Origin of the sequence: Streptomyces sp. NPDC053541, from assembly GCF_044544705.1 — a bacterium.
In the GTDB taxonomy this organism is placed as follows: domain Bacteria; phylum Actinomycetota; class Actinomycetes; order Streptomycetales; family Streptomycetaceae; genus Streptomyces.
This window is the reverse complement of sequence record NZ_JBITXM010000011.1, coordinates 181474-205687: the sequence shown is the minus strand read 5'-3', so window position 1 is coordinate 205687 and position 24214 is coordinate 181474. Positions and strand designations below refer to the sequence as shown.

Sequence of the window (24214 nt, the reverse complement as noted above, 5' to 3'; positions counted from 1 at the left end):
GGGGAGTGACCGGAAAACGATGGACGAGGCGCTGCTGCGGAGCCTGACGCCGGGTGTGCTCGCGGTCCTCGTCCGCCGCGGAGCGGACTTCGCGGCGGCCGAGGACGCCGTCCAGGACGCGCTGGTGGAGGCGGTGCGGGTGTGGCCGGCCGATCCGCCGCGCGATCCGAAGGGCTGGCTGGTGACCGTGGCGTGGCGCAGGTTCCTGGACGCCACGCGGGCGGACGCGGCCCGGCGGCGGCGCGAGGAGCTGGTCGAGGTGGAGCCGGAGCCCGGCCCCGCCGCGCAAGGGGACGACACGCTGTGGCTGTACTTCCTGTGCGCGCATCCGTCGCTGACCCCGTCGTCGGCGGTCGCCCTGACGCTGCGCGCGGTCGGCGGGCTGACCACCCGCCAGATCGCGGCGGCCTATCTGGTGCCGGAGGCGACGATGGCGCAGCGCATCAGCCGCGCCAAGCGGACGGTCTCACAGGTGCGGTTCGACCGGCCGGGAGACGTCTCGACGGTGCTGCGGGTGCTCTATCTGGTGTTCAACGAGGGCTACTCCGGTGATGTCGACCTGGCCGCCGAGGCGATCCGGCTGACCCGGCAGCTGGCGGCGGCGTTCGACCACCCCGAGGTGGCGGGGCTGCTGGCGCTGATGCTGCTGCACCACGCCCGGCGGGCCGGCCGGACGGCGCCCGACGGCAGTCTCGTACCGCTCGCCGAGCAGGACCGCCGACTGTGGGACACGGCGCTGATCGCCGAGGGGGTGGAGATCCTGCAGGCGGCGCTCGCCCGGGACCGGCTCGGCGAGTTCCAGGCGCAGGCGGCGGTCGCGGCGCTGCACGCGGACGCCCCGACGGCCGCGGAGACGGACTGGGTGCAGATCGTGGAGTGGTACGACGAGCTGGCGCGGTTCAACGACGGCCCGGTCGTCCGGCTCAACCGGGCCGTCGCCGTCGGCGAGGCCGACGGTCCGCGCGCGGGTCTCGCGGCCCTCGCGGAGCTGGACCCGGCGCTTCCCCGGTACGCGGCGGCCGCCGCGTACCTCCACGAGCGGGCCGGCGACCTGAGGACGGCGGCCCGGCTCTACGCGGAGGCGGCCCGGGAGGCGACGAACCTCGCCGAGCGGAACCATCTGACCCGGCAGGCGGCGCGGCTGAACACCCGGCTGCGGGGGTGAGCCCCCTGACCGCCCGTCGGCCCCGGGCCGTCAGGTGGCGGGCGGCGCCGCGTCCAGGACGCGGTCGATCAGTCCGTACTCCAGCGCCTCCGCCGGGGTCAGCCAGCGGTCCTCGGCGAAGTCCCGTACCACCTGGGCGACTTCGCGGTGGGTGAAGCCGGCGAGGAGGTCGGCGATGCGGTCGCGGCTGTAGCGCAGCTCCTCGTGGCGGATGCCCTCGCCGGTGCCGGTGGGGGGCTGGGCGAAGGCCGGCAGGTGCAGCATCATCCGGGCGTTGGGGAGGGCGTAGCGCTTGCCGGGGGTGCCCGCGGAGACCAGGAACTGGGCCATCGAGGCGCAGTAGCCGAGGCCGATGGTGACGACGTCGTTGCCGATGTGCCGCATCACGTCGTAGATCGCCATGCCCGCGGGCACGGATCCGCCGGGCGAGTTGATGTAGAGGGTGACGGGGCGGTCGTTCTCGGCGGCGAGGAGCAGCAGCTCGGCGGTGACGCGGTCGGCGGTGGCGTCGGTGATCGGTTCGCTGATGTGGAGGATGCCGTGCCGCAGCAGCCGCTCGACGACGGGGTCCTCGCCGGACGCGCCGGCGCGGCCGCGGGCCTGCTCACGGTCGCGGTCGCCGATCGGCTCGTGGTCGCGGGCCGGCTCCTCGGGGGCGGCGGTCATGGCGGGCCTCTCCCTCCTGCGGCGGCCCCGTCGGGCGTACGGATGGGCATGGGGCGTATCGGCGTATGGGCCTACGGGCGTGTCTCTGGAGGGGTTCCCTGCGGCCCGCCCGGCGTCACAGCCGCCAGCCGTTCGGCGTAGCCTCCCGCCTCCCCTCTCGCATCTTGGGAGCGCTCTCAGAAGGGGCCTTCCAGGGACTATCCTGAGCGGCGTCGCCACGCCCGTGCGGAACGGAGGAACGAGGAGTGCCCGCCTTGCCCGAGGAGACCACGGAGCCGCCCCGCCCCACCCTGGAGGCCGTCGCGGCGCGCGCCGGGGTGTCCCGGGCGACCGTCTCACGGGTGGTCAACGGCGGCTCGGGCGTGCGGCAGGCACTGGTCGACAAGGTGCGCGAGGCGGTCGACGAACTCGGCTACGTACCGAACCACGCCGCGCGCTCCCTGGTGACCCGGCGGCACGGCGCGGTGGCCGTGATCATCGCGGAGCCGGAGTTCCGGATCTTCTCCGACCCCTTCTTCGAGCAGCAGGTGCGCGGGATCAGCCGGGAGCTGACCGCCCGGGACACCCAGCTGGTGCTGCTGTGGGTGGAGGGCCCGGGCGACCACGGGCGGATCGCGCGCTATCTGGACGGCGGGCACGTGGACGGCGCGCTGGCCTTCTCGCTGCACAGCGACGACCGGCTGCCGGCGCTGATCGCCCGGAGCAGGGTGCCCGCCGTGTTCGGCGGCCGGCCGGTCGCTCCCGGGCCGACCGTGCCGTACGTGGACTGCGACAACCGGGGTGGGGCGCGCGAGGCGGTGCGGCACCTGGTGTCGCTGGGGCGGCGGCGGATCGCTCACCTCGCGGGACCGCGCGACCAGACCTCGGCGCTCGACCGGGTCGCCGGCTATCACGACGTCCTGGTCGATCCGGATCCGGAGCTGCTGTGCGAGGGTGACTTCACGCGGGAGAGCGGGGCGCGCGCGATGGCCGAACTGCTGGAGCGGCGGCCGGACGTCGACGCGGTGTTCGCCGCCAACGACCTGATGGCGGCGGGCGCGCTGCGGACGCTCCGCGAGCGCGGCCTGCGGGTGCCCGAGGACGTCGCGGTGGTCGGCTTCGACGACATGGAGGCGGTGGTGCGGGAGACCGATCCGGCGCTCACGACGGTCCACCAGGACGTCGAGGGCATGGGCCGGTTGATGGTGCGGCTGCTGATGCGGCTCCTCGACGGGGCGGCGGACGCGGCGACGGCCTCGGTGATCACGGAGACCAGCCTGGTCCGGCGGGCCTCGGCCTGACGGTCCCCCGCCCTGGAACGCGCGAGGCGGTGGCCGTCGGAAGGACGGCCACCGCCTCGGTCGTACGCGCGGGTCGGTCGGACCCGAGGGGTCGGTCGTACCCGCCGGCTCAGCCGTACGGGATGACCAGGACCGAGTCCTCCGCGCCCGTCCGCAGCCGGGAGTCGGCGTTGCCGATGGCGCTCCAGACCTCCAGCCGCACGGTGCCGCCGGTGAGGTCGCCGAGGGTTCCGGTGGCGGACTGGAGGCCGCGGTTCTGGTTGTACTCCTCCCAGCCGGTCACCGGGTCGGTGGCGAAGTAGTGGTAGGTCTCGGTGCGGTCGAAGGTGCCGTCGCCGGTGAGGTCGTAGCTGACCCGGACCTGCTGGCCGAGTCCGACGGCCGTGCCGGCGTCCACCGGGAGGCGGAAGGCGGTCGTGGCGCCCGACCGCAGGGTGCCGTTGACGCCCCGGGCCTCGTAGACGAGGGGGCGGTAGGGGGTGCCGTCGTGGTTGGTGCCGCCGGCCGAGAGGATGGTGTCGCTGCCGGGCGTGCCGTCGGTGGCGGTGGTGAGGGTGCCGCCGGAGCGCACCCGGAAGGTGTTGCCCGTCGAGGGCTGCGGGCCGGGGTCGGTGCCGCCGGTGCCGGTGCCGGTGGCGGTGGACCGGGCCGGGACGGTGAGGCTCTTGCCGTCGGAGAAGGTCACGGTGCGCGCGGTGGAGCCGTGGTTGTGGGCGGCGTAGGTGCGCACGCCGTTCTTGCTGAAGACGGCGGAGGTGGGCAGGTCGCCGGTGACCGAGGGGTCGGGGGCGCCGAGGGCGTCGAGGGTGGCGATCCAGTGGTAGGTGTGGGCCTTGGACTCGCCGGCCTCCGGGGTGTACGAGGCGTTGCCGGCGTCCCACGTGGCGCGGGCGGTGGCGGGGTCGGCGAGGGACTGGAACTCCCAGAGGATGTCGCGCCATTCGACGGCGGGGCCGCCGTTCTCGCGTTCCATCTCGGCGATGTTGCGCCGGATGGCGTCCTTGCGGGCGGCGAGCTGGAGCGAACCGCCGGTCACGGGAAGGACGTTGATGCCGTGGATCTCCTCGGGGTTGGCGGTCCACCAGGTGGAGTAGGCGGCGCCGCTCCCCCACACCATGCCGACGGTGTCGTGCGTGAAGGATCCGGGGAAGACCTGCTGGTCGGCGTCGAACCAGTACTGGGTGATGGCCTCGCCCTCGGTGGCGAGGAGGTAGCTGCCGAGGTCGCGCAGGGTGGTGTCGCCGGTGGCGGAGCCCCACAGGACGAGGGCGGCGCTGAGGTTGGTGGACTCGGAGGAGGACTCCTGGTTGTTGCCGGCGGCGAAGCCCTGGTGTCCGGAGGCCCAGCTGTGGCCGGCGTAGACGTCGAAGCCGCGCAGGAAGGGGAAGGCGCCGTCGGTGCGGCTGGGGTTGGCGGTGTCGCGGATCAGGGTCTTGACCATGCCGCCCCAGGCGGAGTCGGCGGCCCAGCCGGGGTCGTACTGGGCGACGATCGCCGCGGCGAGGACGTAGTAGCCGTAGTGGAAGTGGTGGTCGTTGAGTTCGGTGTCGCTGCCGTAGGAGGCGGGGTAGCCGATGAGGGTGCGCCAGTTGGGGTCGTAGGCGAACTCGTTGGCGCCGCCCGCGGTGAACCAGTCCTGGAGGCGGCCCTTGAGGAGGCCGAGGAGCCGGTCGCGGGTCGCGGTCTCGCCGATCTGGTCGGCGACGGGGACGAGTTGGGCGAGGCGGCCGAGGGCCTTGCCGGTCCAGTAGGTGTCGACGGCGCCATTGAGCGGGTCGGCGGCGTTGACGACCTCGTTGAGGTGGCCGCGCAGCCGGGCGGTGTCCACGGCGGAGGTGCGGGGCAGCGCGGGCAGCACGGGGGCGGCCTTCTGGGCGGTGGTGAACGAGGCGGCCTCGCGCACCTTCATGGTGCCGCGCGGCGAGACGTAGGTGTACGGGGTCAGCGCGTCCGTGCTGTGCAGCCACTGGTGGCGGTAGAGGGCCTGGAGGGTGCCGCGTTCGGTGCCCTCCTTGGCCTCCGTGGTGAGGGTGTAGGTGGCGCGGACGGTGCCGCTGGTCACGCTCCAGTCGACGCGGGAGCCGGTGACGAAGCTGAAGGCGTACCTGCGGAAGGTGGCGAGCGCGTCGGTGGAGGGCAGGACGGCGACGGAGAAGTAGTCGCGGCCGCCGAGTCCGGCGCTGATGGTGCTGCCGTTGACGATCCAGTCGCTGCCGGTGGGCGCGAAGAGGGCGTAGTGGTGGCCGGCGACGGTGATGCCGAGGACGTTGCCCTGGTCGGCGAAGACGGCGGGGGTCGCTGCGGTGGTGATCTGGGCGTTGCCGCCGGTGCCGCGGGCGTACACGAAGGGGCTGCCGTGGCCGATGGTGGTGCGCAGGGTGCGGGTGCCGTCGGACCAGTAGGGGGTGACGGTCCAGTCGGACCAGGCGTCGGCCTTGGTGTCGGGGGCGTTGAGCCCGGCGAGGCCGACGGTGAGGTCCCGCTTGTGGGCGTACTCGTACTGGCGCCCGTCGCCGACGACGGCGGGGCTGGTGGGGTAGCCGATGTCGAGGCCGCCGGCGGTGGCCTGGTAGGTGAGCGGGTGCCCGTACATGGGGGTCGAGTAGGGGTTGTCCCCGTAGCGCTGGAAGGCGAGTGAGGACCACCAGTCGTTGGTGGGGACGGGCCTGCCCTGGGCGGCCGCGGTGACCTTGGGGGTGACGGGCGTGCCGGTGTTGGTGGTGGGGCCCGAGGTTCCGGGCGGGCGGGCGTCGGCGTAGCTCCCGGCGCCGACCGGGACGGTGGCGGCGGCCGCGGGGGCCGCGGCGGGGCCGAGCCCGATCGCGGCGAGCGCGGCGGCGAGGAGGAGCGAGGCGGCGTGGCGCGGGTGGGGGACTCGCATGGGAAACACCTCGGGTCGGAGGGGTGGGGGTGACCACGGGCGGGTGCCGGCGGGTGCGTGACCGCGGGCGGTGACGACGGATCGGGGCCGGCGGTGCGTGCAGGTCGGGGGTGCGCCGGCTGACGAGCAGGTGAGAGCGCTCTCAGACGGCTGGAAACGTAGGGCGCCCCGAATGCTGGTGTCAATACATGACGCAACATCTGAAGTCCGGGGCGTTTCTGGGCCGTTACGCCTTCGACTCTTGACGGAAGCCCTAGGGCGCGGGCACGCTCCCCTCGCAGCTTGAGAGCGCTCTCAGGCAGTCGTTCCCGTTCGGTCCCGAAGCCAAGGAGGCTTCCCATGTCCACTGCCCGAGCCGCCGGAAGAGCCGCGGGGGCCGCCGGCAAGGCCGCCGTCCGCCTGGGGGCGGTCGCGCTCGCCGGAGTCCTGCTCGCCGCCTGCGGAGGTGCGCCCGACGGCGCCGCCGACAGCGCCGGCGGCGAGGTCACGATCACCGTGGACCTCTTCGGTTCCTTCGGGTATGAGGAGGCCGGGCTCTACGCCGAGTACGAGAAGCTGCACCCGGGCGTGACCATCAAGCAGACGGACACCGAGGACGAGGCCGACTACTGGAAGTCCCTGCAGACCCGGCTCGCGGGCGGCGGCGGCCTCGCCGACGTCCAGGCGGTCGAGGTGGGCCGGATCGCCTCGGTCGCCCAGCAGCAGGCCGACCGCTTCGAGGACCTGCGCAAGCACGGCGCCGAGAAGCTCAAGGGGCAGTTCGCGGAGGCCAAGTGGTCGGCCGCGGTCGGCAGGAACGGCGAGGTCCTCGGCCTGGGCACCGACGTCGGACCGGAAGCCATCTGCTACCGCACCGACCTCCTCGCGCAGGCCGGACTGCCCACCGACCGCGAGGAACTCGCGCGGAAGTGGTCCACCTGGGAGGGCTATCTGGACCTCGGCCGGCAGTACAAGGCGAAGGCCCCCGCCAAGAGCGCGTGGCTGGACAGCGTCGGCAGCCTCTACTCCGTGATGATCGGCCAGCAGAAGGAGCGCTACTACGACGCCTCCGGCAAGCTGATCTGGGACACCAACCCGGCCCTCAAGACCGCCTGGGACACCTCCGTCACCGCCGCCCGGGACGGACTCACGGCCAAGCTCGACCAGTGGTCGCCGCAGTGGAACCAGGCCTTCGCGGCCGGTTCCTTCGCCACCCTGCCCTGCCCCGCCTGGATGCTCGGCTACATCAAGGGCCAGGCCGGTGACGCCGGCAAGGGCAAGTGGGACGTGGCCAAGCTGCCCGGCGGCGCCGGCAACTGGGGCGGCTCCTACCTGACCGTGCCGCGCGCCGCGAAGCACAAGAAGGAGGCGTACGAACTGATCGCCTGGCTCACCGCCCCCGCCCAGCAGGCGCGGCTCTTCACGAAGCAGGGCAGCTTCCCGTCGGCGACCGCCGCCATCGCGCAGATCGCCGACGCCACCGACCCGTACTTCTCCGGCGCGCCCATCGGCAGGATCTTCGGCGACGCGGCGAAGGAGGCCCCGGTGCAGGTGCTCGGCGTGCACGACCAGAACGTGGCCCAGCAGATCACCAACGCCCTCGGCGAGGTCGAGCGCAAGGGCACGGACCCGGCGCAGGCCTGGGCGAACGCCAAGAAGGGCGTCGACAACACCATCGGCTGAGCCGGGCCGCCACCGGCGCGGCTCAGCGTCCGGGTCCCCGCCGCCCTCCCCCCGGCGGGGCCCCGGCCCCTCCCCGTTCTCCCCCACCCCCGCCTCTCCTCCCTTCCGAAGGGCCGCACCGTGACCCTGACCGCACCGACGACCACCGGACCGGGGGCGGCGAGCCGCCCCGGCGCGCTGCGCCGTGCCTGGCGCACGGCCTCCCCGTACGCCTACCTCGCCCCCTTCTTCACCCTCTTCGCCGCCTTCGGCCTCTTCCCGCTGCTCTACACGGCCTTCGTGTCGCTCTACCGTGTGGAGCTGCAGACGCCCGGCGAGATGGAGTGGCGCGGCCTCGGCAACTACACGGCGCTGCTCTCCGACACGTACTTCTGGACCGCGCTGCGCAACACCTTCACCATCGGGGTGCTCTCCACCGTGCCCCAGCTGGTGATGGCGCTGGGGCTCGCGCACGTGCTCAACCACCGGCTGCGCGGGCGGACCTTCTTCCGCACGGCGATGCTGCTGCCGTACGCGACCTCCGTCGCCGCCGCGACGCTCGTGTTCGCGCAGCTCTTCGGCCGTGACTTCGGCCTGGTCAACGTGGTCCTCGGGCTCGTCGGGATCGACCCGGTGGACTGGCAGACCGGCACGGTCGCCTCCCAGGTCGCGGTCTCCACCATCGTGATCTGGCGCTGGACGGGCTACAACGCGCTGATCTACCTGGCGGGCATGCAGTCCATCCCCCACGAGCTGTACGAGGCCGCGGAGATGGACGGGGCCTCGCGGCTGCGCCAGTTCTGGCACGTGACGCTGCCCGGGCTCCGTCCCACCATCCTGTTCACGGTCGTGGTCTCGACGATCGGCGCGACCCAGCTCTTCGGCGAGCCGCTGCTCTTCGAGGGCTCGGTGTCGGGCGGCATCTCGCACCAGTACCAGACGCTCGGGCTCTATCTGTACGAGCAGGGCTGGGGCTTCTTCCACCTGGGGCGGGCGGCGGCCATCGCCTGGGTGATGTTCCTGCTGATCCTGCTGGTGGTCGGGGTCAACGCCCTGGTCGTCCGGCGCCGTTCGCGCAAGGAGGCCGGTCGATGACCGCGCTCGCCGCACCGCCCACGCCCGTCCGCGAGTCCATCGCCGACCGCCCGGCCCGCCGGCCCCGGCGCGGCAGCGGCGCCGGGCGGACCCTGAAGGGCGGGCCCCTCGCCTACGCGGTCCTCGTGCTCGCGGTCCTCGTCTCGGCGTTCCCCTTCTACTGGACGCTCGTGGCGGCCAGCCGCTCCAACGCCGACCTCGCGAAGGTCCCGCCGGCGCTGCTGCCCGGTCCGCACCTGGCCGACAACATCCGGGCGGTGACCGAGGAGGCCGACATCGGCACGGCGCTCCTCAACTCCCTGATCGTGTCGGGCTCGATCACCCTCGGCACGGTCCTGTGCTGCACGCTCGCCGGGTTCGCCTTCGCCAAGCTGCGCTTCCGCGGCCGGGGCGCGCTCCTTGCCGTCACCGTGGGCACGATGATGATCCCGCCACAGCTCGGCGTGATCCCGCTCTTCATGCTGATCGCCGAACTCCAGTGGGTGAACCAGCTCCAGGCCGTCATCCTGCCCGGACTGGTCTCCGCCTTCGGCGTATTCTTCATGCGCCAGTACCTCGTGCAGTCGCTGCCGGACGAGCTGATCGAGGCGGCCCGGGTCGACGGCGCGTCCAACGGCCGGATCTTCTGGTCGATCGTGGTCCCGATCGCCCGTCCCGGCATGGCCGTGCTCGGTCTGCTCACCTTCATGACCGCCTGGAACGACTTCTTCTGGCCCGTCGTCGCCCTCTCCTCCTCCGAGCCGACGGTGCAGGTCGCGCTGCGGCAGCTCGGCGGCGGTTACGTCAACGACCAGTCGGTGGTCATGGCCGGCACCCTGCTCGGCACCCTGCCCGTGCTGCTCGTCTTCGGCCTGCTCGGCCGGCAGATCGTCGGCGGCATCATGCAGGGCGCGGTCAAGGGCTGAGCGCCCCGGCCCCGCCCGCCGCGCCGGCCCGACCGCGCCGGCACCCGCGTCTCTCCCGTCCCTCCCCGTCTCTCCCCGCCTCTCGTCACCTCTCCTCATCTCTCCTCGTCTCTCCCCGTACCGCATCGCCCTTCTCACCTCCGGGAGTCGTGTCCTCATGTCCAAGCCGCTCCGCTTCCCGCCCGGGTTCCGCTGGGGCACCGCCACCGCCGCCTACCAGATCGAGGGCGCCGCCCGCGAGGACGGCCGCACGCCGTCCATCTGGGACACCTTCAGCCACACCCCGGGCCGCGTCCGCAACGGCGACACCGGTGACATCGCCGCCGACCACTACCACCGCACCGCCGAGGACATCGCGCTGCTGCGCCGGATCGGGGTGACGGACTACCGCTTCTCGATCGCCTGGCCGCGCGTGCAGCCCACGGGCCGCGGGCCGGCCGTCCAGCGGGGCCTGGACTTCTACCGGCGGCTCGTCGACGGACTCCTGGAGGCCGGCATCCGGCCGGTCGCCACCCTCTACCACTGGGACCTGCCGCAGGAACTGGAGGACGCGGGCGGCTGGCCCCAGCGCGAGACGGCGTACCGCTTCGCCGAGTACGCCGGGCTCGCGGCCGAGGCGCTCGGCGACCGGGTGGCGACCTGGACCACGCTCAACGAGCCGTGGTGCGCCGCCTTCCTCGGTTACGGCAGCGGGGTGCACGCCCCGGGGCGCACCAGCGACCTCGCGGCCCTGCGCGCGGCCCACCACCTCAACCTGGCGCACGGCCTTGCGGTCGGGGCGCTGCGCGCCGCGCTGCCCGCGGCGCCCGCCGGGTCGCCCGCGCCGGAGGTGTCGCTCACGCTCAACCTGCACGCGGTGCGGGCCCGTTCGGAGGATCCGGCGGACCGGGACGCGGCCCGGCGGATCGACGCCGTCGGCAACCGGATCTTCCTCGATCCGGTGTTCCACGGGCGGCTGCCGAAGGACCTGGTCGAGGACACGGCCGCGATCACCGACTGGTCCTTCGTACGGGACGGGGACCTCGCGACGACGGCGGCGCCGATCGACTCGCTCGGCATCAACTACTACTCCCCCACCGTGGTCGAGGCCGGCCCCGGCCCGGCCCCCGGGGAGCCGTCGCCGTGGGCGGGCGCGGAGCGGCACGTGCGCTTCGTGCCGGTCGACGGGCCGCGCACGGCCATGGACTGGCCGGTCGACGCGGACGGACTGCACGGGCTGCTGGTGCGGCTGCGGGACGAACTGCCGGGCGTGCCCCTGCTGGTGACGGAGAACGGCGCGGCCTACGAGGACTACGCCGACCCTTCGGGGCAGGTGAAGGACCCCGAGCGGGTCGCCTATCTGCGGGGCCATCTGGAGGCGGTGCACCGGGCGTTGGCGGACGGCGCCGACGTGCGCGGCTACTTCCTGTGGTCGCTGCTCGACAACTTCGAGTGGGCGTACGGCTACAGCAAGCGGTTCGGCATCGTGCACGTCGACTTCGCCAGCCAGCGGCGCACGCTGAAGGACAGCGCCCGCTGGTACGCGGACGTCATCGCCCGGGGCGGTCTGCCGGAAGCGGGCTGACGCGGGCGACGAGGGGCAGGTGGTCGCTGCCCGTGGCGGGCAGGGTGCGCACCTGGGTGACGGTGCCGGAGCGGGCCATCACCTGGTCGATCCTCGCCACCGGGAAGGCGGCCGGGAAGCTGAGGGCGAAGCCGCGTTCCGCCACGTGGAGGCGGGAGGTGAGCGGGGCGAGGCCCCGGTCGTCGACGGTGCCGTTGAGGTCGCCGAGCAGGACGACCCGGGGCAGCTCCTCGTCGGCGATCGCCCGCCCCAGCAGCCGGGCGCTCTCGTCGCGCCGGGCGGAGGCGAAGCCGCGCGGCCCGATCCGTACGGAGGGGAGGTGGGCCACGTACGCGGCGACGGGGCCGTCGGGGGTGCGCACCTCGGCGCGCAGTCCGCGGCTCCATCCCTCCGTGATCGCGCGGGGTTTGATGTCCACCGGCCGGACGCCGGTCAGCGGGTGGCGGGACCACAGGCCGACGGTGCCGTGGACGGCGTGGTACGGGTACGCGGCGGCCAGGGTCCGCTCGTAGGCGGGCAGCGCCGCCGGCAGCAGCTCCTGGAGCGCGATGAGGTCCGGCCCGGCGGCGGCGAGGGCGCGCGCGGTGCCGGCGGGGTCGGCGTTCTCGTCGCTGACGTTGTGCTGCGCCACGACCAGGTCGCCGGGCCGGAGGCCGGCGGCGGGCAGCCACAGTCCGCCGAACAGGTGGGTCCAGGCGGCGACCGGCAGCAGCAGGGCGACGAGGGCGAGCGCGGCGCGGCGCAGCAGCGCCCACCCGAGCAGGACGAGGACCACCGCGCCGAGCCAGGGCAGGAACGCCTCCAGGAGGCTGCCGGGGCGCCCCGGGGTGTTGGGGACCGCCCGGTGGAAGGCCAGGAGGAACGCGGTCGTCACGGCGGCGAGGGCGAGGCCCCCGCCCCGGGACCGGGCCGGCGCGCGGGTCATCCGCCGAGGACGACCTGGTGGCCGGTCAGCTCGAACTCGACGCCGTCGGCGGTGGCGCGGACGGCGGTGATGTTCACGTTCTGCGGGAGCGGGACGCGCCAGGTGTACGGCTGGGCCGCGAGCTCCGGGACGCGGAACTCGAACTCGTCCGCCGCCACCGAGATGCTCGCCGCGGTCTCCAGCTTCCGCCCGTCCTGGGTGCCGGTGACGCGCAGCGGCGCCAGGGTCGGGCCGGCGTCGCCGGCGGGGGCGGCGCCCTGGGCGACGGTGAGGGCGCCGCCCCGGGCGGTCAGCCGGGACAGGACGCCGGACAGCTCCTCGTATCCGATCGTCACGCGCCCGGTGACCAGGTTGGCGTCGACGCGGCGCGCGGTGACGGAGGGGGCGGACAGGTCGTGCAGGTCGAGTTCGATCCGGCGGATGCCGAGGTGGTCGCCCTGGGCGTTCGCGGTGGTGTTGACCGAGAAGTTCCCGGCGGTGAGGGTGACGTGGTCGAACCGGAGCGAGGCGGCCTGGGTGAGGAACGGGAAGCCGTGGATGGACAGCTCGGTGAAGCCGTCGGTCGACCCGGCGCCGTAGCCGTACTTCTCCTCGGCGAGGGTGACGGCCTCCTTCTCCGCGTAGTGCACCGCGATCCGGTCCACCGCGACGAACAGCGCCGCGAGTATGCCGAACACGATCAGCAGCACCTTGACCCAGCGCCGTCCCATCCCCGTACTCCCCCGTCTCGCGCCGCGCCCTCGATGGGCGCCGGCTCGTCACCGGCCGCTCGGGCCGGGTGTCGATCCTATGCCGTGAGGGCGAACGGGCGGGACGGGTGGGGCGGGTGGTGCGGCGGGGATCGGGGGGGTGCGGGGGACGGCTTCCACCCGCCCGGCAGGCGTGTTTTCCGAGACGCGGCCCGGCCGGGAAAGTATGATCAAGCGATGTCTGACATGACCGAAACCACGCCAGGCTGGCTGTCGGCGGACGAGCTGAACACCGCGCGGGGCAGCATGCCGATCCTGTACGTCGAGGCCGTGCCCGTGCGCGTGGACGACAGCGGCGAAGTCACCAGCATCGGCCTGCTCCTGAGGATCGGCGCGGACGGGACGATCAGCCGCACGCTCGTGTCCGGCCGTGTCATGCACCACGAGCGGATCCGCGACGCGCTGCTGCGCCACCTGGAGAAGGACCTGGGCCCGGTGGCGCTGCCCCGGATCCCGTCCTCCCTCCAGCCGTTCACGGTCGCCGAGTACTTCCCGACGGCCGGCATCACACCCTTCCACGACCCGCGCCAGCACGCGGTGTCGCTCGCCTACGTCGTCCCTGTGACGGGCGACTGCCGGCCGCGCCAGGACGCCCTGGACCTGGTCTGGTTCAGCCCGCAGGAGGCGGCGTCGGCCGCGGTCCAGAGCGAGATGCCGGGCGGCCACGGGGCGCTGCTGCGGCAGGCGCTGGCGCACGTCGGCCTGCCGTTCTGAACCACCGCGCCGTTCCGGGCCCCCGCGCCGTTCCCCCGCGCCCGCCCCGTTGTCGGTGGCGGCGCGTAGGCTTCCGCCGCTGGGACGAACACGGCGTTCGGGGGGCAGGGAATGACGGTGGAGACGGAGCGGGCGCGGACCCTCGGCTGGGGGTCGGCGCTCGACGGCGTGGTGGTGTACGCGCAGGGGGCGCTGTGCACCCGGCTCGCGTGTGGAGCGGTGCCGGACGACGGCCGGGTGCGGGTCACGGGTCTGCCGCGGGTGGCGGACCCGGCCTCGCTGCGCGTGCGGGTGGTGCGCGGCGAGGGCGTCCGGGTCACCGAGGCGCGCCTTGAGGTGACCGCCGAGCCGGTCGCCGACCGGGCCGGCGACGAGCTGGACCGGGAGGCCGAGCGGCTGAGGGAGGCTCAGGCAGCCGCGCGGGCGCGCAAGGAGCGCCAGGCGGCGCTGATCAAGGAGGTCGCGGCGCTGCGGCCGGTCGCCCCGTCGCGCCGGCGCGAGGACCCGCACCGTCCCGCGCCGGTCGAGGCCTGGCTCGCGCTCACGGAGTTCGTGGACGAGCGGCTGGCCCGGCTGCACGCCCGGCTCGCGGAGCTGGAGGAGGAGATCCGGGAGCTCGACCACCGGTCGGACGTCCTGGAGGACCGGCTGGCCCGCGCCTCCGGCGACCGCCCGGACCCGCACGTGGACACGACGGTGAGCGCCGTCCTCACGCTCGACGGCCCGGCCGGCCGGGAGGTCGAGCTGGCCGTGGAGTACGGGGTGCCGGGCGCCGTCTGGGTGCCCTCGTACCGGCTGGACGCCCGCCAGGGTGACGGCAGCGGTCGGCTCGTGCTGCGCGCCTCGGTCGCGCAGCGCACCGGCGAGGACTGGACGGGTGTGCGGGTGACGTTCGCGACCGCCGATCTCGGCCGGCGCACCGATCTGCCGCGGCTCGCCTCGATCCGCATCGGGCGCAGCCGGCCCGCGCCGCCGCCGGCGGGGTGGCGGGAGCCGCCGGCCGGGCTCGGGGATCTGTTCTCCGGGTACGACGGTGCGGGCCCGGATCCGGGGCCCGGCGGCGCGTACGGCCTGGCGGTCGCCGGTGGGGCCGCCGCGTCCGCGGGTGCGGCCGAGCCCGTCGCCGCCCCTCCCGTGCCGCCGGCCGCCGTGCTGCCGCCGCCTCCGCCGCCGGGTGGCCCGCTCGCGCCGAGCGGCCCGCCGGCGCCGGGGGCCGCGCCCCGCGCTGCCTTCGGCGGCGGCTACGGCGCTCCGCCGCCGATGACCGGGCTGCCGGTGCCCGCGCCGGCAACCGCGCCCGTGCCCGCCCCCGCGCCGCCGGCCGCCGAGCCGGTGCCCGGTCCGCCGCGGCCGAGCGGTGCCGAACTGGACTACGCGGCCCTGGTGCTGAGCGGTCCCGACGAGCCGGCGGCCCGCCGGGGACGCCTGTTCCCGGGGACGCCCCCGGCCGACCCGGTGGCCGCCGAGTACCGGAGGCGGGCCGAGAAGGTGGCGGCGCTGCCGCTGCCCGGACACGCGGTCCTGCCGCGCACCTCGGCCGGTTCCTTCGACCACCGTTACGACGCGGCGGCCCGCGCGGACATCCCGTCCGACGGCACCTGGCACACCGTCACCGTCGGGGAGATCACGGTCGGCCTGCGCACCGAGTACCTGTGTGTGCCGTCCGTCGAGCAGACCGTGTACGCCACGCTGGTGCTGTCCAACACCAGCGGTCGGGCGCTGCTCGCCGGCGGCATGGAGGTGGCGGGCGGCGACGGGCTGATGGTGACGGCCGCGCTGCCCACGCTCGCGCCCGGCGGCGAGCGGCGGGTCGGCCTCGGCCCCGCCGACGGGATCCGGGTGACCCGCCGCACCCAGCTGCACGAGTCCACCGCGGGCCTGCGCGGTGGCACGCTCGTCCTCGACCACCGGATCCGGGTCGAGCTGGCCAACACGCTGGCCCGGCCGGTCACCGTCGAGGTGCAGGAGCGGGTGCCGGTCAGCTCCGAGGCCGACGTGAAGATCCAGGAGCGGGCCGACTGGACGGCGCCCGCGCGCGGCGAGGACGGCGCGTCCGGCGGCGGCCCGGACGCGGAGGCGCTCGCGCCCGGCACCCGGCTGTGGCGCGTGGAGCTGCCCGCCGGTGCCACCACCGCCCTCGACGGCGGCTACGAGATCCGCATCCCGGCCGGCAAGACCCTCGCCGGCGGCGACCGGAGGAGCTGACAGACATGACCACGAGCACCGACACCCCCGTCCCGGCGGCCGCGGACGCGCCGCCCCTCGCGCTCCCCGTCACCGCCGTCACCTGCCTGGAGGACCGCGCCCATGTCGAGCGCACCGCCCGGCTGTTCCTGGAGCCCGGGGTGCGGCGGCTGCGGCTCGGGCCGGTCAGCGCGCTGGCCGTCGACCGCACCCTGCACGCCGAGCTGACGCCCGAGCGGGCCGGGGGCGGCGACGGCGGTCATCCGGGCGGGGAGCCCGGGGCGCCGGACGTCCTGGACGTACGGATCGTCCGGGAGTGGGTCCCGCGCGGACCGCTCCCCTCCGACGACGACTCGCCGCTGCGCCGCCGCGTCCACGCGCTCACCGCCGAGCGCACGGAGCTCGGACGGCGGCGGGACCGGCTGGCGACCCGGCTGGACCTGCTGGGCGGGCTCGCCGCCGACCTGCTGCGCGAGATCGGCGAGGGCACGGGGTACGGGACGGCCGACCCCGACCGCTGGACCCGCGAACTGGACCGGATCGACGCCGAACGCGAGACGCACGCCGAGCGGTTGCGCGCCGTCGAGGCCGAGCTGACCCGGGTCGGCGAGGAGCTGGGCGCGGCCACGGAGGCGCTGTACGCGGCGGAGGAGGAGCCGGCCGAGCTGGTCGGTCACATCGAGCTGACGGTACGGGCGCCGGTGGCGGGCCCGGCCCTGCTGCGGGTCACGCATCTGACGCCGTGCGCGCTGTGGCGCCCGGCCTACCGGGCGGTGCTCGACGGGGAGTCGCTGACCCTGGAGAGCGACGCGGTGGTGTGGCAGCGCACCGGCGAGGACTGGGACGGCGTCCGGCTGACCCTGTCCACGGCGCGGACGGCGCAGGCGACGGAGCCGCCGAAGCTGGTCGAGGACCGGCTGACGCTGGTCGAGCGGTCGGCGGCCGAGCGGGCGACGATCGACCTGGAGACGCGGGAGGAGACGATCGCGGCGCTCGGACCGCTGCCGGTCGTCGGGCTCCCCGGCGTGGACGACGGCGGCGAGACGCGGGTGCTGTCGGCGCCCGCGCCGGTGAGCGTCCCGTCCGACGGGCGTGCCCACCGCGTCCCGCTGAGCTCGTTCACGACCGGGGCGGTGATCGAGCACGCCTGCTCCCCGGAGCTGTCGCCGCTGGTCACGCAGCTGGTGCGGTTCGACAACGGTGCCGGGCACGCGCTGCTGACCGGGCCGGTCGACCTGGTGCGGGCGAGCGGCTTCAGCGGGCGCGGCGCGCTGGACTTCACGGCGCCCGGCGCGCCGGCGGAGCTGGCCTTCGGCAGTCAGGACGACTACCGGGTGGTGCGGCGGGTCGAGGAGTCCCGGGACACCACCGCGCTGTCCCAGCGGACCGTGGTCTCCCGCACGGTGCGGGTGCACCTGTCCCGGCTGTCGGCCCCCGGGGAGGAGGGCGAGCGGATGGTCACGGTGCGCGAGCGCATCCCGGTCTCGGAGGTGTCGGCGGTGCAGGTGCGGCTCCGCAAAGAGGCATGTGCGCCGGTGCCGGACGAGGTCGACGCGGACGGCATCGTCCGCTGGGACGTGCCGCTCCCGCCCGGCGGCCGGCGCACGCTGACCCTCGCGTACGAGATCACCGCGAAGTCGCACACCAGCGGCCTGTGACGCCCCCTTGGCCCGCCGCGTCAGGCGCGGCGGGCCAGGTGGTCGCGCACCCAGGCGGGGCCGGGGTTGACGTGCGGGCTGCCGTCGACGAAGACCGTGGGCACGGTCTCGTCGCCGCCGTTGACCGCCCGGAGCTCCGCCGCGGCGTCGGCGTCGCGCCAGATGTCGACCCAGTGCACCCGCCGGGCGTCCCGCCCGAGGCCGAGCCGGAGCCGGATGCAGTAGCGGCAGCCCGGCCGCCAGTAGACGACCGGGCGGCCGTCCTGTGCGCTGCGCCGCCGTGCCTCCTCGGCCCGCAGCGGGCGGGGGAAGACCAGCGGCGAGTGCGCCGCTGCGATCAGCAGGAAGACCGTGAGGAGGACCCCGGCCCGGACGGGCTCGCCCTCCAGGAACGTGGGCGTGGCCACGAGCAGGCCGCAGAGCAGGAACAGGGTCGGCAGGGTCCAGGCACGTGTCATGATCACGGAGGCTACCCGTCGCCGGGCGGCGGGGTCACCGGCCCTGGAGTGCCTTGACGTTGTCGCCGAAGGTCCAGTTCCTCGAACCGTCCCAGTTGGCGGACCAGGTCATCAGGCCCTTGAGCCGGCCGGTGTAGTGGTTCCAGGCCTGGGTGACCAGGGACGGCGACATGTAGCCGCCGCCGGCGCCGGGCTGGGCGGGCAGGCCGGGGACCTGCTTGTCGTACGGGACGCGGACCGTGGTGCCCTGGATGACGAGGCCGCGGTCGAGGCAGTCGGTCTGGGCGACGAAGCCGGCGACGGTGCCGGCCGAGTAGGAGTCGCCGGAGCAGCCGTACATGCTGCCGTTGTAGTACTGCATGTTGAGCCACCACAGGCGCCCGTTGTCCGCGTACTTCTTCACGATCGGCAGGTAGGCGCCCCAGATCGAGCCGTAGACGATGCTGCCGCCGGTGACGTAGGCCGTCTCGGGGGCCATGGTGAGGCCGAAGCCGGCGGGCATCCGGGCGAGGACGCCGTCGATGATGTGGATGAGGTTCGCCTGGGAGGCGGAGAGCGTGCCGATGCTGCCGCTGCCGACGAGGCCGGTCTCGATGTCGATGTCGATGCCGTCGAAGTTGTAGGTCTTGAGGATCGGCACGATGGTCTCGATGAACCGGTCGGCGACGGCGCGCGAGCTGAGGTCGATGCCGGCGGCGGCGCCGCCGATCGAGAGCAGGACGGTGGCGCCGGCGGCCTTGGCGCGGCACATCTCGGCGGGGGTGGGCACCTTTACGGTGCTGTCCATGCCGTCCTCCCACAGCACGGTGCCGTCGGAACGGATCACCGGGAAGGCGGCGTTGAGGACGTTGTAGCCGTGCGCGGCGAACCGCGGGTCGTCGATGGGCGCCCACCCGAAGGGCGGGTGCACGCCGTTGGCTGCCCCGTCCCAGTTCTCCCAGTAGCCCTGGAGCACCTTGCCGGCGGGCCTGGGCTTCAGCGCGCAGGTCTCGGCGGCGGTGGTCCTGGGTGCGGAGGGGGCGCTCTCGGCGGCGGCGGGGGCGGCGAGCGCGGTGACGGCGGCGAGCAGGGTGGCGAGCCCCGCTCCGACGGCGTGGACGATCCGGTGGCCTGGCATGCGTGCTCCCTGGGATGTGGGGGGGGAAGGGCCCGTGCATGAGGTGCGGTCGGTCCCCACGACGGTAGATTGGTCCAGACCAACCGTCAACACCTCTGTTTTGAGGCCCAGTTGGCATACGAGGCGCCCGTCACTCCGCCCCGGCGGTCCGGTCGAGCTCGCGCCCGATCTCCTCCCTCAGCCGGTCATGACGGGGCCCGAGCCGGTAGCGCTCATCGGTCCAGCGCTCGCGCGGATAGCCCCACACGGGTCTCCGCGCGAGCTCGGCGGGTTCCCAGGCGTACCGCGGCCACACGTGCGCGTGGAGGAAGGGGTCGCGGTTGCCGAGGATCTCCAGGTTGACCCGGCGGAAGGCGGGGTCGAGGCGCCGGCAGGCCCGCTCGACGGCCTCGGCCCGCCGGTCGAGGTCCGACAGGAAGGCCAGCCGTCTCGGCCTGGGGAGCGCGGAGAGCCGCCGCACGTCCGGTTCGTCGGCGAGCAGGACCGCGTAGCCGGGGAGGAACTGGACGTCGCCGATCACGGCGAAGCCCGCGTCCAGGCGTCGCAGGACCGTCGGGTTCTCGCCGCGCAGAGCCGCTCCGATGCGGTCCGCGCGCCAGTCGGAAGGAGGCATGCCGCGACGCTACCGGGCGGCACGGGAGCGGGCCGAGGGTGCGATGGGCCTCCGCGGGACTACCGTGGAACGAGGGGCCGGAGAGGACGGTGGGCGTGGTCGGAGTCGGGCGGGCGCGGGATCGTCCGCATCCGCTGTTCGCGCGGGTCTACGCCCGGGTCGCCGGGCCCGCGCTGGACCGGGCGGGGGCCGTGGAGCACCGGCGGAGACTGCTCGCCGGGCTCGTCGGCGAGGTCGTGGAGATCGGCGCCGGCAACGGGCTGAACTTCCCCCACTACCCGCCCGGAGTGCGGCGGGTCCTCGCCGTCGAGCCGGAGCCGAGGCTGCGGGCGCTCGCGGTGGAGGCCGCGCGGACGGCGCCGGTGCCCGTGGAGGTGACGGCCGGGGTGGCCGAGGACCTGGCGGGGATGGCGGACGCCTCGTACGACGCGGCCGTGGCCTGTCTGACGCTGTGCTCGGTGGCCGATCCGCGGGCCGCGCTCGCCGAGCTCCACCGCGTCCTGCGGCCGGACGGCCGGCTGCGCTTCTTCGAGCACGTCCGCGCCGCGACCCCCGGGATGCGGCGGGTGCAGCGCGCGCTCGACGCGACCGTCTGGCCGCGACTCGCGGGCGGCTGCCACACCGGCCGCGACACACGGGCGGCCATCGAGGCGGCGGGGTTCGAGGTCACCTCGATCGAGGCCTTCGCGTTTCCCGAGTCGCGGCTCCCCTCCCCCGCCGCCCCGCACATCCTGGGCAGCGCCCGGCGCCTCCGCACCGCCTGACCCGCTCAGCCGCCGCGCCGGACGGGCAGGGCGCGCTGCAACACGTCCCGGGCGAGCGCGAAGTGCGACTCCTCCGGATGCGTGGTCAACCGGATCCGGGTCCAGGCCTCGTCCACGTCGATGCCGGTCTTCCGCGAAAGTCGTCTCGCCTGCCAGGTGGTGATGGGTGACCAGAGCCAACGGCGCCGTCCGAGCTGCTTCATGCCCCTTCCAACGATCACACCACCCTCACCGAAACTATATGAATCGGCCTAAATCGGACCTCGGCCTTCCTGTCGGAGACCGATCAGTTTCGGAGAAGCCCCCGCAGCCGGTCCGTTCCTAGGATGGGAACCAGCCAAGCCACGGACCGCCGCCACAGAGGGAGAAGAGCATCATGACGGACGCGAAGCAGACGTCGCGCAAGGCCCCGGCGAAGACCGGCACCGCCGGCCGGCGCACCGCGCGCACGGACGCCGCCGCCGACGGCTTCACCGAGGAGGAGCGCAGCGCGATGAAGGAGCGCGCGAAGGAACTCCGGGCCGCCTCGCGCGGCGGCTCCCGCGCGAGCAAGGCGGAGAAGGCGGCGGAGGCGGAGGCCGAGGTCCTCGCGAAGATCGCCGAGCTGCCGGACGCGGACCGCGCCCTCGCCGAGCGGATCCACGCCCTCGTCAGGACCGCGGCGCCCGCGCTCGCCCCGCGCCTGTGGTACGGGATGCCCGCCTACGCCAAGGACGGCAAGGTGCTGTGCTTCTTCCAGCCTGCCTCCAAGTTCAAGGCCCGTTACGCGACGCTCGGCTTCAACGACGTGGCGACGCTGGACGAGGGCACGATGTGGCCGACCGCGTTCGCCCTGACCGGGCTCGACCCGGCGGTCGAGGAGCGCATCACCGCCCTCCTCGAGACCGCCGCTCAGTAACCGGGCCCCGCCGCCAGGAGGGCGGTGTGGAGACCGGTCGCGTCGACGCCCCGCGGCAGGTCGCTGACCTGCCCGTCGCCGACCTCCACCACCCGCCACGCGCCGTCCCCGGACCGGCGCGCCAGGTCGGTGGTGACGAAGCGGCAGCCGAGCGCGCGGACCAGCGGGCCCACGGCGGTGAGGTCGGGCTCCGGCCGGACCCCGGGCGTGTCGGGGTGCGGGCCGACCAGGACCGGCGCGCCGTCCAGCCACCAGACCCGCGCCTCCTCCGCGCGTCCCTCCGCGTCCCGTACGAACCGCTCGAAGCGCCGCAGCACCACGCCGCCGGCCAGGAACTCGCCCTGCAGCTCGACGAACCGTCCGACCACCCGCCGCAGCCCGGCCGGGTCCGCGAGGTCGGGGACGAGACAGGCGTCGGCCCACTCGTGCTTGCGCGACTTCACGTAGTCCTTGACGACGGCGGGGCCGGAGCCGCCGAGCCGGGCGGCGGCCCGGGCGAGCGCCGCGTCGTCGGGCATGCCGGTGCCGGGGAGCCAGGTACTCAGCGGGGTGTGCGCGGCGAAGTCCGGGTACCAGCCCGGGAGTTCATGGGCGCGGGCGTACGCGGCGGCCGGGGTGAGCAGGGTGCGCCCGCGCGCGGCGAGGGCGGCCTCCAGGGTCGCGTACGCCGTCGGGGACAGCATCCAGCCGCGGTACCAGACCGGCCCTGCGCCGGCCGGCACGCGCCGTACCGCCTCGCGGACGTCGCCGCCCGCCGCAAGGGCGTCGTGGTCGACGACGGCGGTCGCGCCCCCGAGTTCGGCGACGCACCGCGCCTCCGCCGCGAAGTGCGGGTCGGGGCGGTGCGGGCGCAGCGGGTCGGCGGGGAAGAGGACCGTCGGGGTGCCGACGGGGTCGGCGTCGGGCCCAGGCCGGCGATCGGGTCCGGTGCCGGGAGTGGGAACGGGGCCGGGCACGGGATCAGGCCACCGGGTCGGCGGCGAGCTCGACGACCTGCACCGGGCCCGCCCGGAAGGCCGAGTTGACCGCAGCGGCCTCGGTCATGTGCGGGGCCGCGTCGTGCGCGGCAAGCGCCTCGCGGGAGGCCCAGTGCTCGACGAGGACGAAGCGGTCGGCGTCGCCGAGCACCTGGTGCAGGTCGTACTGCAGGCAGCCCCGCTCCGCCCGTACGAGCGGGGCGAGGCGCTCGTACGCCGCGATCTGCTCGCCGCCGCGGCCGGGGAGCGTGGTGATGTGGACGTGCAGACGCACGGACCGGGACGGGATCTGGGACTGCTGCGAAGGCTGTGACATGCGCAGGAGCCTAGGGCGGCGGGCCCGGCGGGCAAGCGGATTTCCACTCCTCGGACCGCCCCGGGGACGGGCGTGCGGACGCCTCCGCGCGGGGACGCACCCGTTCCGGTGGTTTGGCCGAACTCCGCGTAGACCAGATAGATGCCTGAGGCATGTAGTGGGTGAGGAAAGAGATCCTGACGACCGCCGTCTGCGAGGACCCCGATGACCGACGTCGTGGCATTCCCCCAGGACCGCACCTGCCCCTACCACCCGCCCACCGCCTACGACCCGCTGCGCGAGGAACGCCCGTTGTCCCGGGTCACCCTCTGGGACGACCGGGAGGTGTGGTTCGTCTCCGGCCACCGGGCCGCCCGCGCCCTGCTGGCCGACCAGCGCCTGTCCACCGACTCGACCCGCTCCGACTTCCCGATCCCGGTGGAACGCGCCGCGGCCGTGCGCAGGCGCCGCCGTGCCGCGCTGCTCGGCTGGGACGATCCCGAGCACAACATCCAGCGGCGGATGCTGATCCCGAGCTTCACCGTGCGCCGGATCGAGGCCATGCGGCCGCGCATCCAGGCCACGGTCGACCGGCTCGTCGACGCGATGGAGGAGGCCGGGCCGCCGGCCGAGCTGGTGGGCGCGTTCGCCCTGCCCGTGCCGTCGATCGTGATCTGCGACCTGCTCGGCGTGCCGTACGAGGACCACGACTTCTTCGAGGAGCAGTCCCGGCGGCTGCTGCGCGGCCCGACGAGCGCCGACACCGAGGACGCCCTCGCGAAGCTCGAGGACTACCTCGGCGAACTCGTCGACGGCAAGGTCCGCAAGCCGGGCGAGGGGGTGCTCGACGACCTGGTGGCCCGGCAGCTCCAGGACGGGGCGCCGGACCGCGCCGAGCTGATCCAGCTCGCGACGATCCTGCTCGTCGCCGGGCACGAGACCACCGCGAACATGATCTCCCTCGGCACCTTCACCCTCCTGCGCCACCCGGAGCGCCTCGCCGAGCTGCGCGCGGACCCGGCGCTCCTGCCCGGCGCCGTCGAGGAGTTGCTGCGCTTCCTGTCGATCGCCGACGGGATGCTGCGGGTCGCCCGCGAGGACATCGAGGTCGAGGGGACGGTCATCCGCGCCGGCGAGGGGGTGGTCTTCGCGACCTCCCTCATCAACCGTGACACCGCCGCCTACGCCGACCCCGACGTCCTCGACTGGGACCGGTCCGCCCGCCACCACCTCGCCTTCGGCTACGGCATCCACCAGTGCCTCGGCCAGAACCTGGCCCGCGCCGAGCTGGAGATCGCCCTCGGCACCCTGCTCCGCCGGCTGCCGGGCCTGCGGCTCGCCGCGCCCGCCGAGGAGATCCCGTTCAAGCCGGGGGACACCATCCAGGGCATGCTCGAACTCCCCGTCACCTGGTGAAAGGAGCCACCTCCATGCACATCGGCATCGACACGGACGTCTGCATCGGCGCGGGCCAGTGCGCCCTCGTCTCCCCCGACGTCTTCACCCAGGACGACGACGGCTTCGGCACCGTCCGCCCCGACCGCGAGGCCGGGGGCGGCCCGCTGGTCCGCGAGGCCGCCCGCGCCTGCCCGGTGGGCGCGATCACGGTGACGGACACGGCACCCGCGTAGGCGGGTTGGGGCGGCTTCGGGTGCCCGAGGGGCC

The 24214-nt window shown here is 74.5% G+C and carries 23 protein-coding genes; 13 read left to right on the top strand and 10 right to left on the bottom strand.

What is annotated here, in order from left to right; genetic code table 11:
- Window positions 1–19: 19 nt before the first annotated feature.
- Entirely contained in the window at window positions 20–1165 is a 1146-nt protein-coding gene (locus ACIGW2_RS27590; RefSeq protein WP_399846683.1) for an RNA polymerase sigma factor, read from the top strand.
- Window positions 1166–1195: 30 nt separating this feature from the next.
- Here the strand turns inward: ACIGW2_RS27590 and ACIGW2_RS27585 are convergent, their stop codons facing one another.
- A complete protein-coding gene (locus tag ACIGW2_RS27585; RefSeq protein ID WP_399846681.1) occupies window positions 1196–1831 on the bottom strand; it encodes a ClpP family protease in 636 nt (211 codons plus the stop codon).
- Between the two features lie 254 nt (window positions 1832–2085).
- On the opposite strand from ACIGW2_RS27585, the gene ACIGW2_RS27580 reads away from it, so the two are divergent.
- Window positions 2086–3111 (top strand): LacI family DNA-binding transcriptional regulator, encoded by a 1026-nt coding sequence (locus tag ACIGW2_RS27580; RefSeq protein ID WP_391655489.1) that lies wholly within the window; start codon window positions 2086–2088, stop codon window positions 3109–3111.
- A gap of 109 nt (window positions 3112–3220) precedes the next feature.
- Here the strand turns inward: ACIGW2_RS27580 and ACIGW2_RS27575 are convergent, their stop codons facing one another.
- The gene (locus ACIGW2_RS27575) at window positions 3221–5992 is read right to left on the bottom strand and encodes a glycosyl hydrolase (protein ID WP_399846679.1); all 2772 of its coding nucleotides are present in this window, start codon (window positions 5990–5992) and stop codon (window positions 3221–3223) included.
- Window positions 5993–6331: 339 nt separating this feature from the next.
- On the opposite strand from ACIGW2_RS27575, the gene ACIGW2_RS27570 reads away from it, so the two are divergent.
- The 4 genes from ACIGW2_RS27570 (at window position 6332) to ACIGW2_RS27555 (ending at window position 11197) form a co-directional block, all read left to right on the top strand.
- Window positions 6332–7654 carry an ABC transporter substrate-binding protein gene (locus ACIGW2_RS27570; RefSeq protein ID WP_391655487.1) on the top strand — a complete coding sequence of 441 codons (1323 nt, stop codon included), beginning with the start codon at window positions 6332–6334 and terminating at the stop codon, window positions 7652–7654.
- A 120-nt stretch (window positions 7655–7774) separates the two neighbouring features.
- Window positions 7775–8728, top strand: coding sequence for a carbohydrate ABC transporter permease (locus ACIGW2_RS27565; RefSeq protein WP_391655486.1), 954 nt, complete (start codon window positions 7775–7777; stop codon window positions 8726–8728).
- On the top strand, window positions 8725–9633 hold the full coding sequence (locus ACIGW2_RS27560; RefSeq protein ID WP_391655485.1) for a carbohydrate ABC transporter permease: 909 nt from the start codon (window positions 8725–8727) through the stop codon (window positions 9631–9633). Before ACIGW2_RS27565 ends, ACIGW2_RS27560 begins: the two co-directional genes overlap by 4 nt.
- 157 nt (window positions 9634–9790) lie before the next feature.
- Entirely contained in the window at window positions 9791–11197 is a 1407-nt protein-coding gene (locus ACIGW2_RS27555; RefSeq protein ID WP_399846677.1) for a GH1 family beta-glucosidase, read from the top strand.
- Here the strand turns inward: ACIGW2_RS27555 and ACIGW2_RS27550 are convergent.
- Both ACIGW2_RS27550 and ACIGW2_RS27545 read right to left on the bottom strand, forming a co-directional pair.
- Window positions 11163–12122 (bottom strand): endonuclease/exonuclease/phosphatase family protein, encoded by a 960-nt coding sequence (locus ACIGW2_RS27550; RefSeq protein WP_399846676.1) that lies wholly within the window; start codon window positions 12120–12122, stop codon window positions 11163–11165. The two genes, ACIGW2_RS27555 and ACIGW2_RS27550, sit on opposite strands and share 35 nt — an antisense overlap.
- A complete protein-coding gene (locus ACIGW2_RS27545; RefSeq protein ID WP_399846673.1) occupies window positions 12119–12832 on the bottom strand; it encodes a DUF2993 domain-containing protein in 714 nt (237 codons plus the stop codon). The genes ACIGW2_RS27550 and ACIGW2_RS27545 overlap by 4 nt, the downstream gene beginning before the upstream one ends.
- Window positions 12833–13057: 225 nt before the next feature.
- Here ACIGW2_RS27545 and ACIGW2_RS27540 point away from each other — a divergent pair, with 225 nt between their 5' ends.
- The 3 genes from ACIGW2_RS27540 (at window position 13058) to ACIGW2_RS27530 (ending at window position 17427) form a co-directional block, all read left to right on the top strand.
- Window positions 13058–13585 (top strand): NUDIX hydrolase family protein, encoded by a 528-nt coding sequence (locus ACIGW2_RS27540; protein WP_356068741.1) that lies wholly within the window; start codon window positions 13058–13060, stop codon window positions 13583–13585.
- 111 nt (window positions 13586–13696) lie between these two features.
- Complete coding sequence (locus ACIGW2_RS27535; RefSeq protein WP_399846672.1) at window positions 13697–15790, top strand: DUF4139 domain-containing protein; 2094 nt, start codon at window positions 13697–13699, stop codon at window positions 15788–15790.
- 5 nt (window positions 15791–15795) lie between these two features.
- Window positions 15796–17427 carry a DUF4139 domain-containing protein gene (locus ACIGW2_RS27530; protein WP_399846670.1) on the top strand — a complete coding sequence of 544 codons (1632 nt, stop codon included), beginning with the start codon at window positions 15796–15798 and terminating at the stop codon, window positions 17425–17427.
- Between the two features lie 20 nt (window positions 17428–17447).
- Here ACIGW2_RS27530 and ACIGW2_RS27525 read toward each other — a convergent pair whose 3' ends face one another.
- The 3 genes from ACIGW2_RS27525 to ACIGW2_RS27515 all read right to left on the bottom strand — a co-directional run bounded on the left by ACIGW2_RS27525 (window position 17448) and on the right by ACIGW2_RS27515 (window position 19615).
- Window positions 17448–17885, bottom strand: a complete 438-nt coding sequence (locus ACIGW2_RS27525) for a glutaredoxin domain-containing protein (protein WP_399846669.1) — start codon at window positions 17883–17885, stop codon at window positions 17448–17450.
- 34 nt (window positions 17886–17919) lie between these two features.
- Window positions 17920–19002 carry a chitinase gene (locus ACIGW2_RS27520; protein WP_399846668.1) on the bottom strand — a complete coding sequence of 361 codons (1083 nt, stop codon included), beginning with the start codon at window positions 19000–19002 and terminating at the stop codon, window positions 17920–17922.
- 130 nt (window positions 19003–19132) lie between these two features.
- Window positions 19133–19615 (bottom strand): diadenosine tetraphosphate hydrolase, encoded by a 483-nt coding sequence (locus ACIGW2_RS27515; RefSeq protein WP_399846666.1) that lies wholly within the window; start codon window positions 19613–19615, stop codon window positions 19133–19135.
- A gap of 95 nt (window positions 19616–19710) precedes the next feature.
- Here ACIGW2_RS27515 and ACIGW2_RS27510 point away from each other — a divergent pair, with 95 nt between their 5' ends.
- On the top strand, window positions 19711–20379 hold the full coding sequence (locus ACIGW2_RS27510) for a class I SAM-dependent methyltransferase (protein WP_399846665.1): 669 nt from the start codon (window positions 19711–19713) through the stop codon (window positions 20377–20379).
- A 5-nt stretch (window positions 20380–20384) separates the two neighbouring features.
- Here ACIGW2_RS27510 and ACIGW2_RS27505 read toward each other — a convergent pair whose 3' ends face one another.
- Window positions 20385–20582 (bottom strand): hypothetical protein, encoded by a 198-nt coding sequence (locus ACIGW2_RS27505; RefSeq protein WP_356071117.1) that lies wholly within the window; start codon window positions 20580–20582, stop codon window positions 20385–20387.
- A 290-nt stretch (window positions 20583–20872) separates the two neighbouring features.
- Between ACIGW2_RS27505 and ACIGW2_RS27500 the strand changes: the two genes are divergently transcribed.
- Window positions 20873–21277 (top strand): DUF1801 domain-containing protein, encoded by a 405-nt coding sequence (locus ACIGW2_RS27500; protein WP_356071140.1) that lies wholly within the window; start codon window positions 20873–20875, stop codon window positions 21275–21277.
- On the opposite strand, the gene ACIGW2_RS27495 is transcribed toward ACIGW2_RS27500, so the two are convergent.
- Window positions 21271–22131 carry an ATP-grasp domain-containing protein gene (locus ACIGW2_RS27495; protein ID WP_399846855.1) on the bottom strand — a complete coding sequence of 287 codons (861 nt, stop codon included), beginning with the start codon at window positions 22129–22131 and terminating at the stop codon, window positions 21271–21273. The two genes, ACIGW2_RS27500 and ACIGW2_RS27495, sit on opposite strands and share 7 nt — an antisense overlap.
- Before the next feature lie 106 nt (window positions 22132–22237).
- Window positions 22238–22570 (bottom strand): putative quinol monooxygenase, encoded by a 333-nt coding sequence (locus ACIGW2_RS27490; protein WP_399846663.1) that lies wholly within the window; start codon window positions 22568–22570, stop codon window positions 22238–22240.
- 204 nt (window positions 22571–22774) lie between these two features.
- On the opposite strand from ACIGW2_RS27490, the gene ACIGW2_RS27485 reads away from it, so the two are divergent.
- Window positions 22775–23965 (top strand): cytochrome P450, encoded by a 1191-nt coding sequence (locus tag ACIGW2_RS27485; protein WP_399846662.1) that lies wholly within the window; start codon window positions 22775–22777, stop codon window positions 23963–23965.
- Between the two features lie 14 nt (window positions 23966–23979).
- Window positions 23980–24180 carry a ferredoxin gene (locus ACIGW2_RS27480; RefSeq protein ID WP_391655473.1) on the top strand — a complete coding sequence of 67 codons (201 nt, stop codon included), beginning with the start codon at window positions 23980–23982 and terminating at the stop codon, window positions 24178–24180.
- Window positions 24181–24214: the final 34 nt, after the last annotated feature.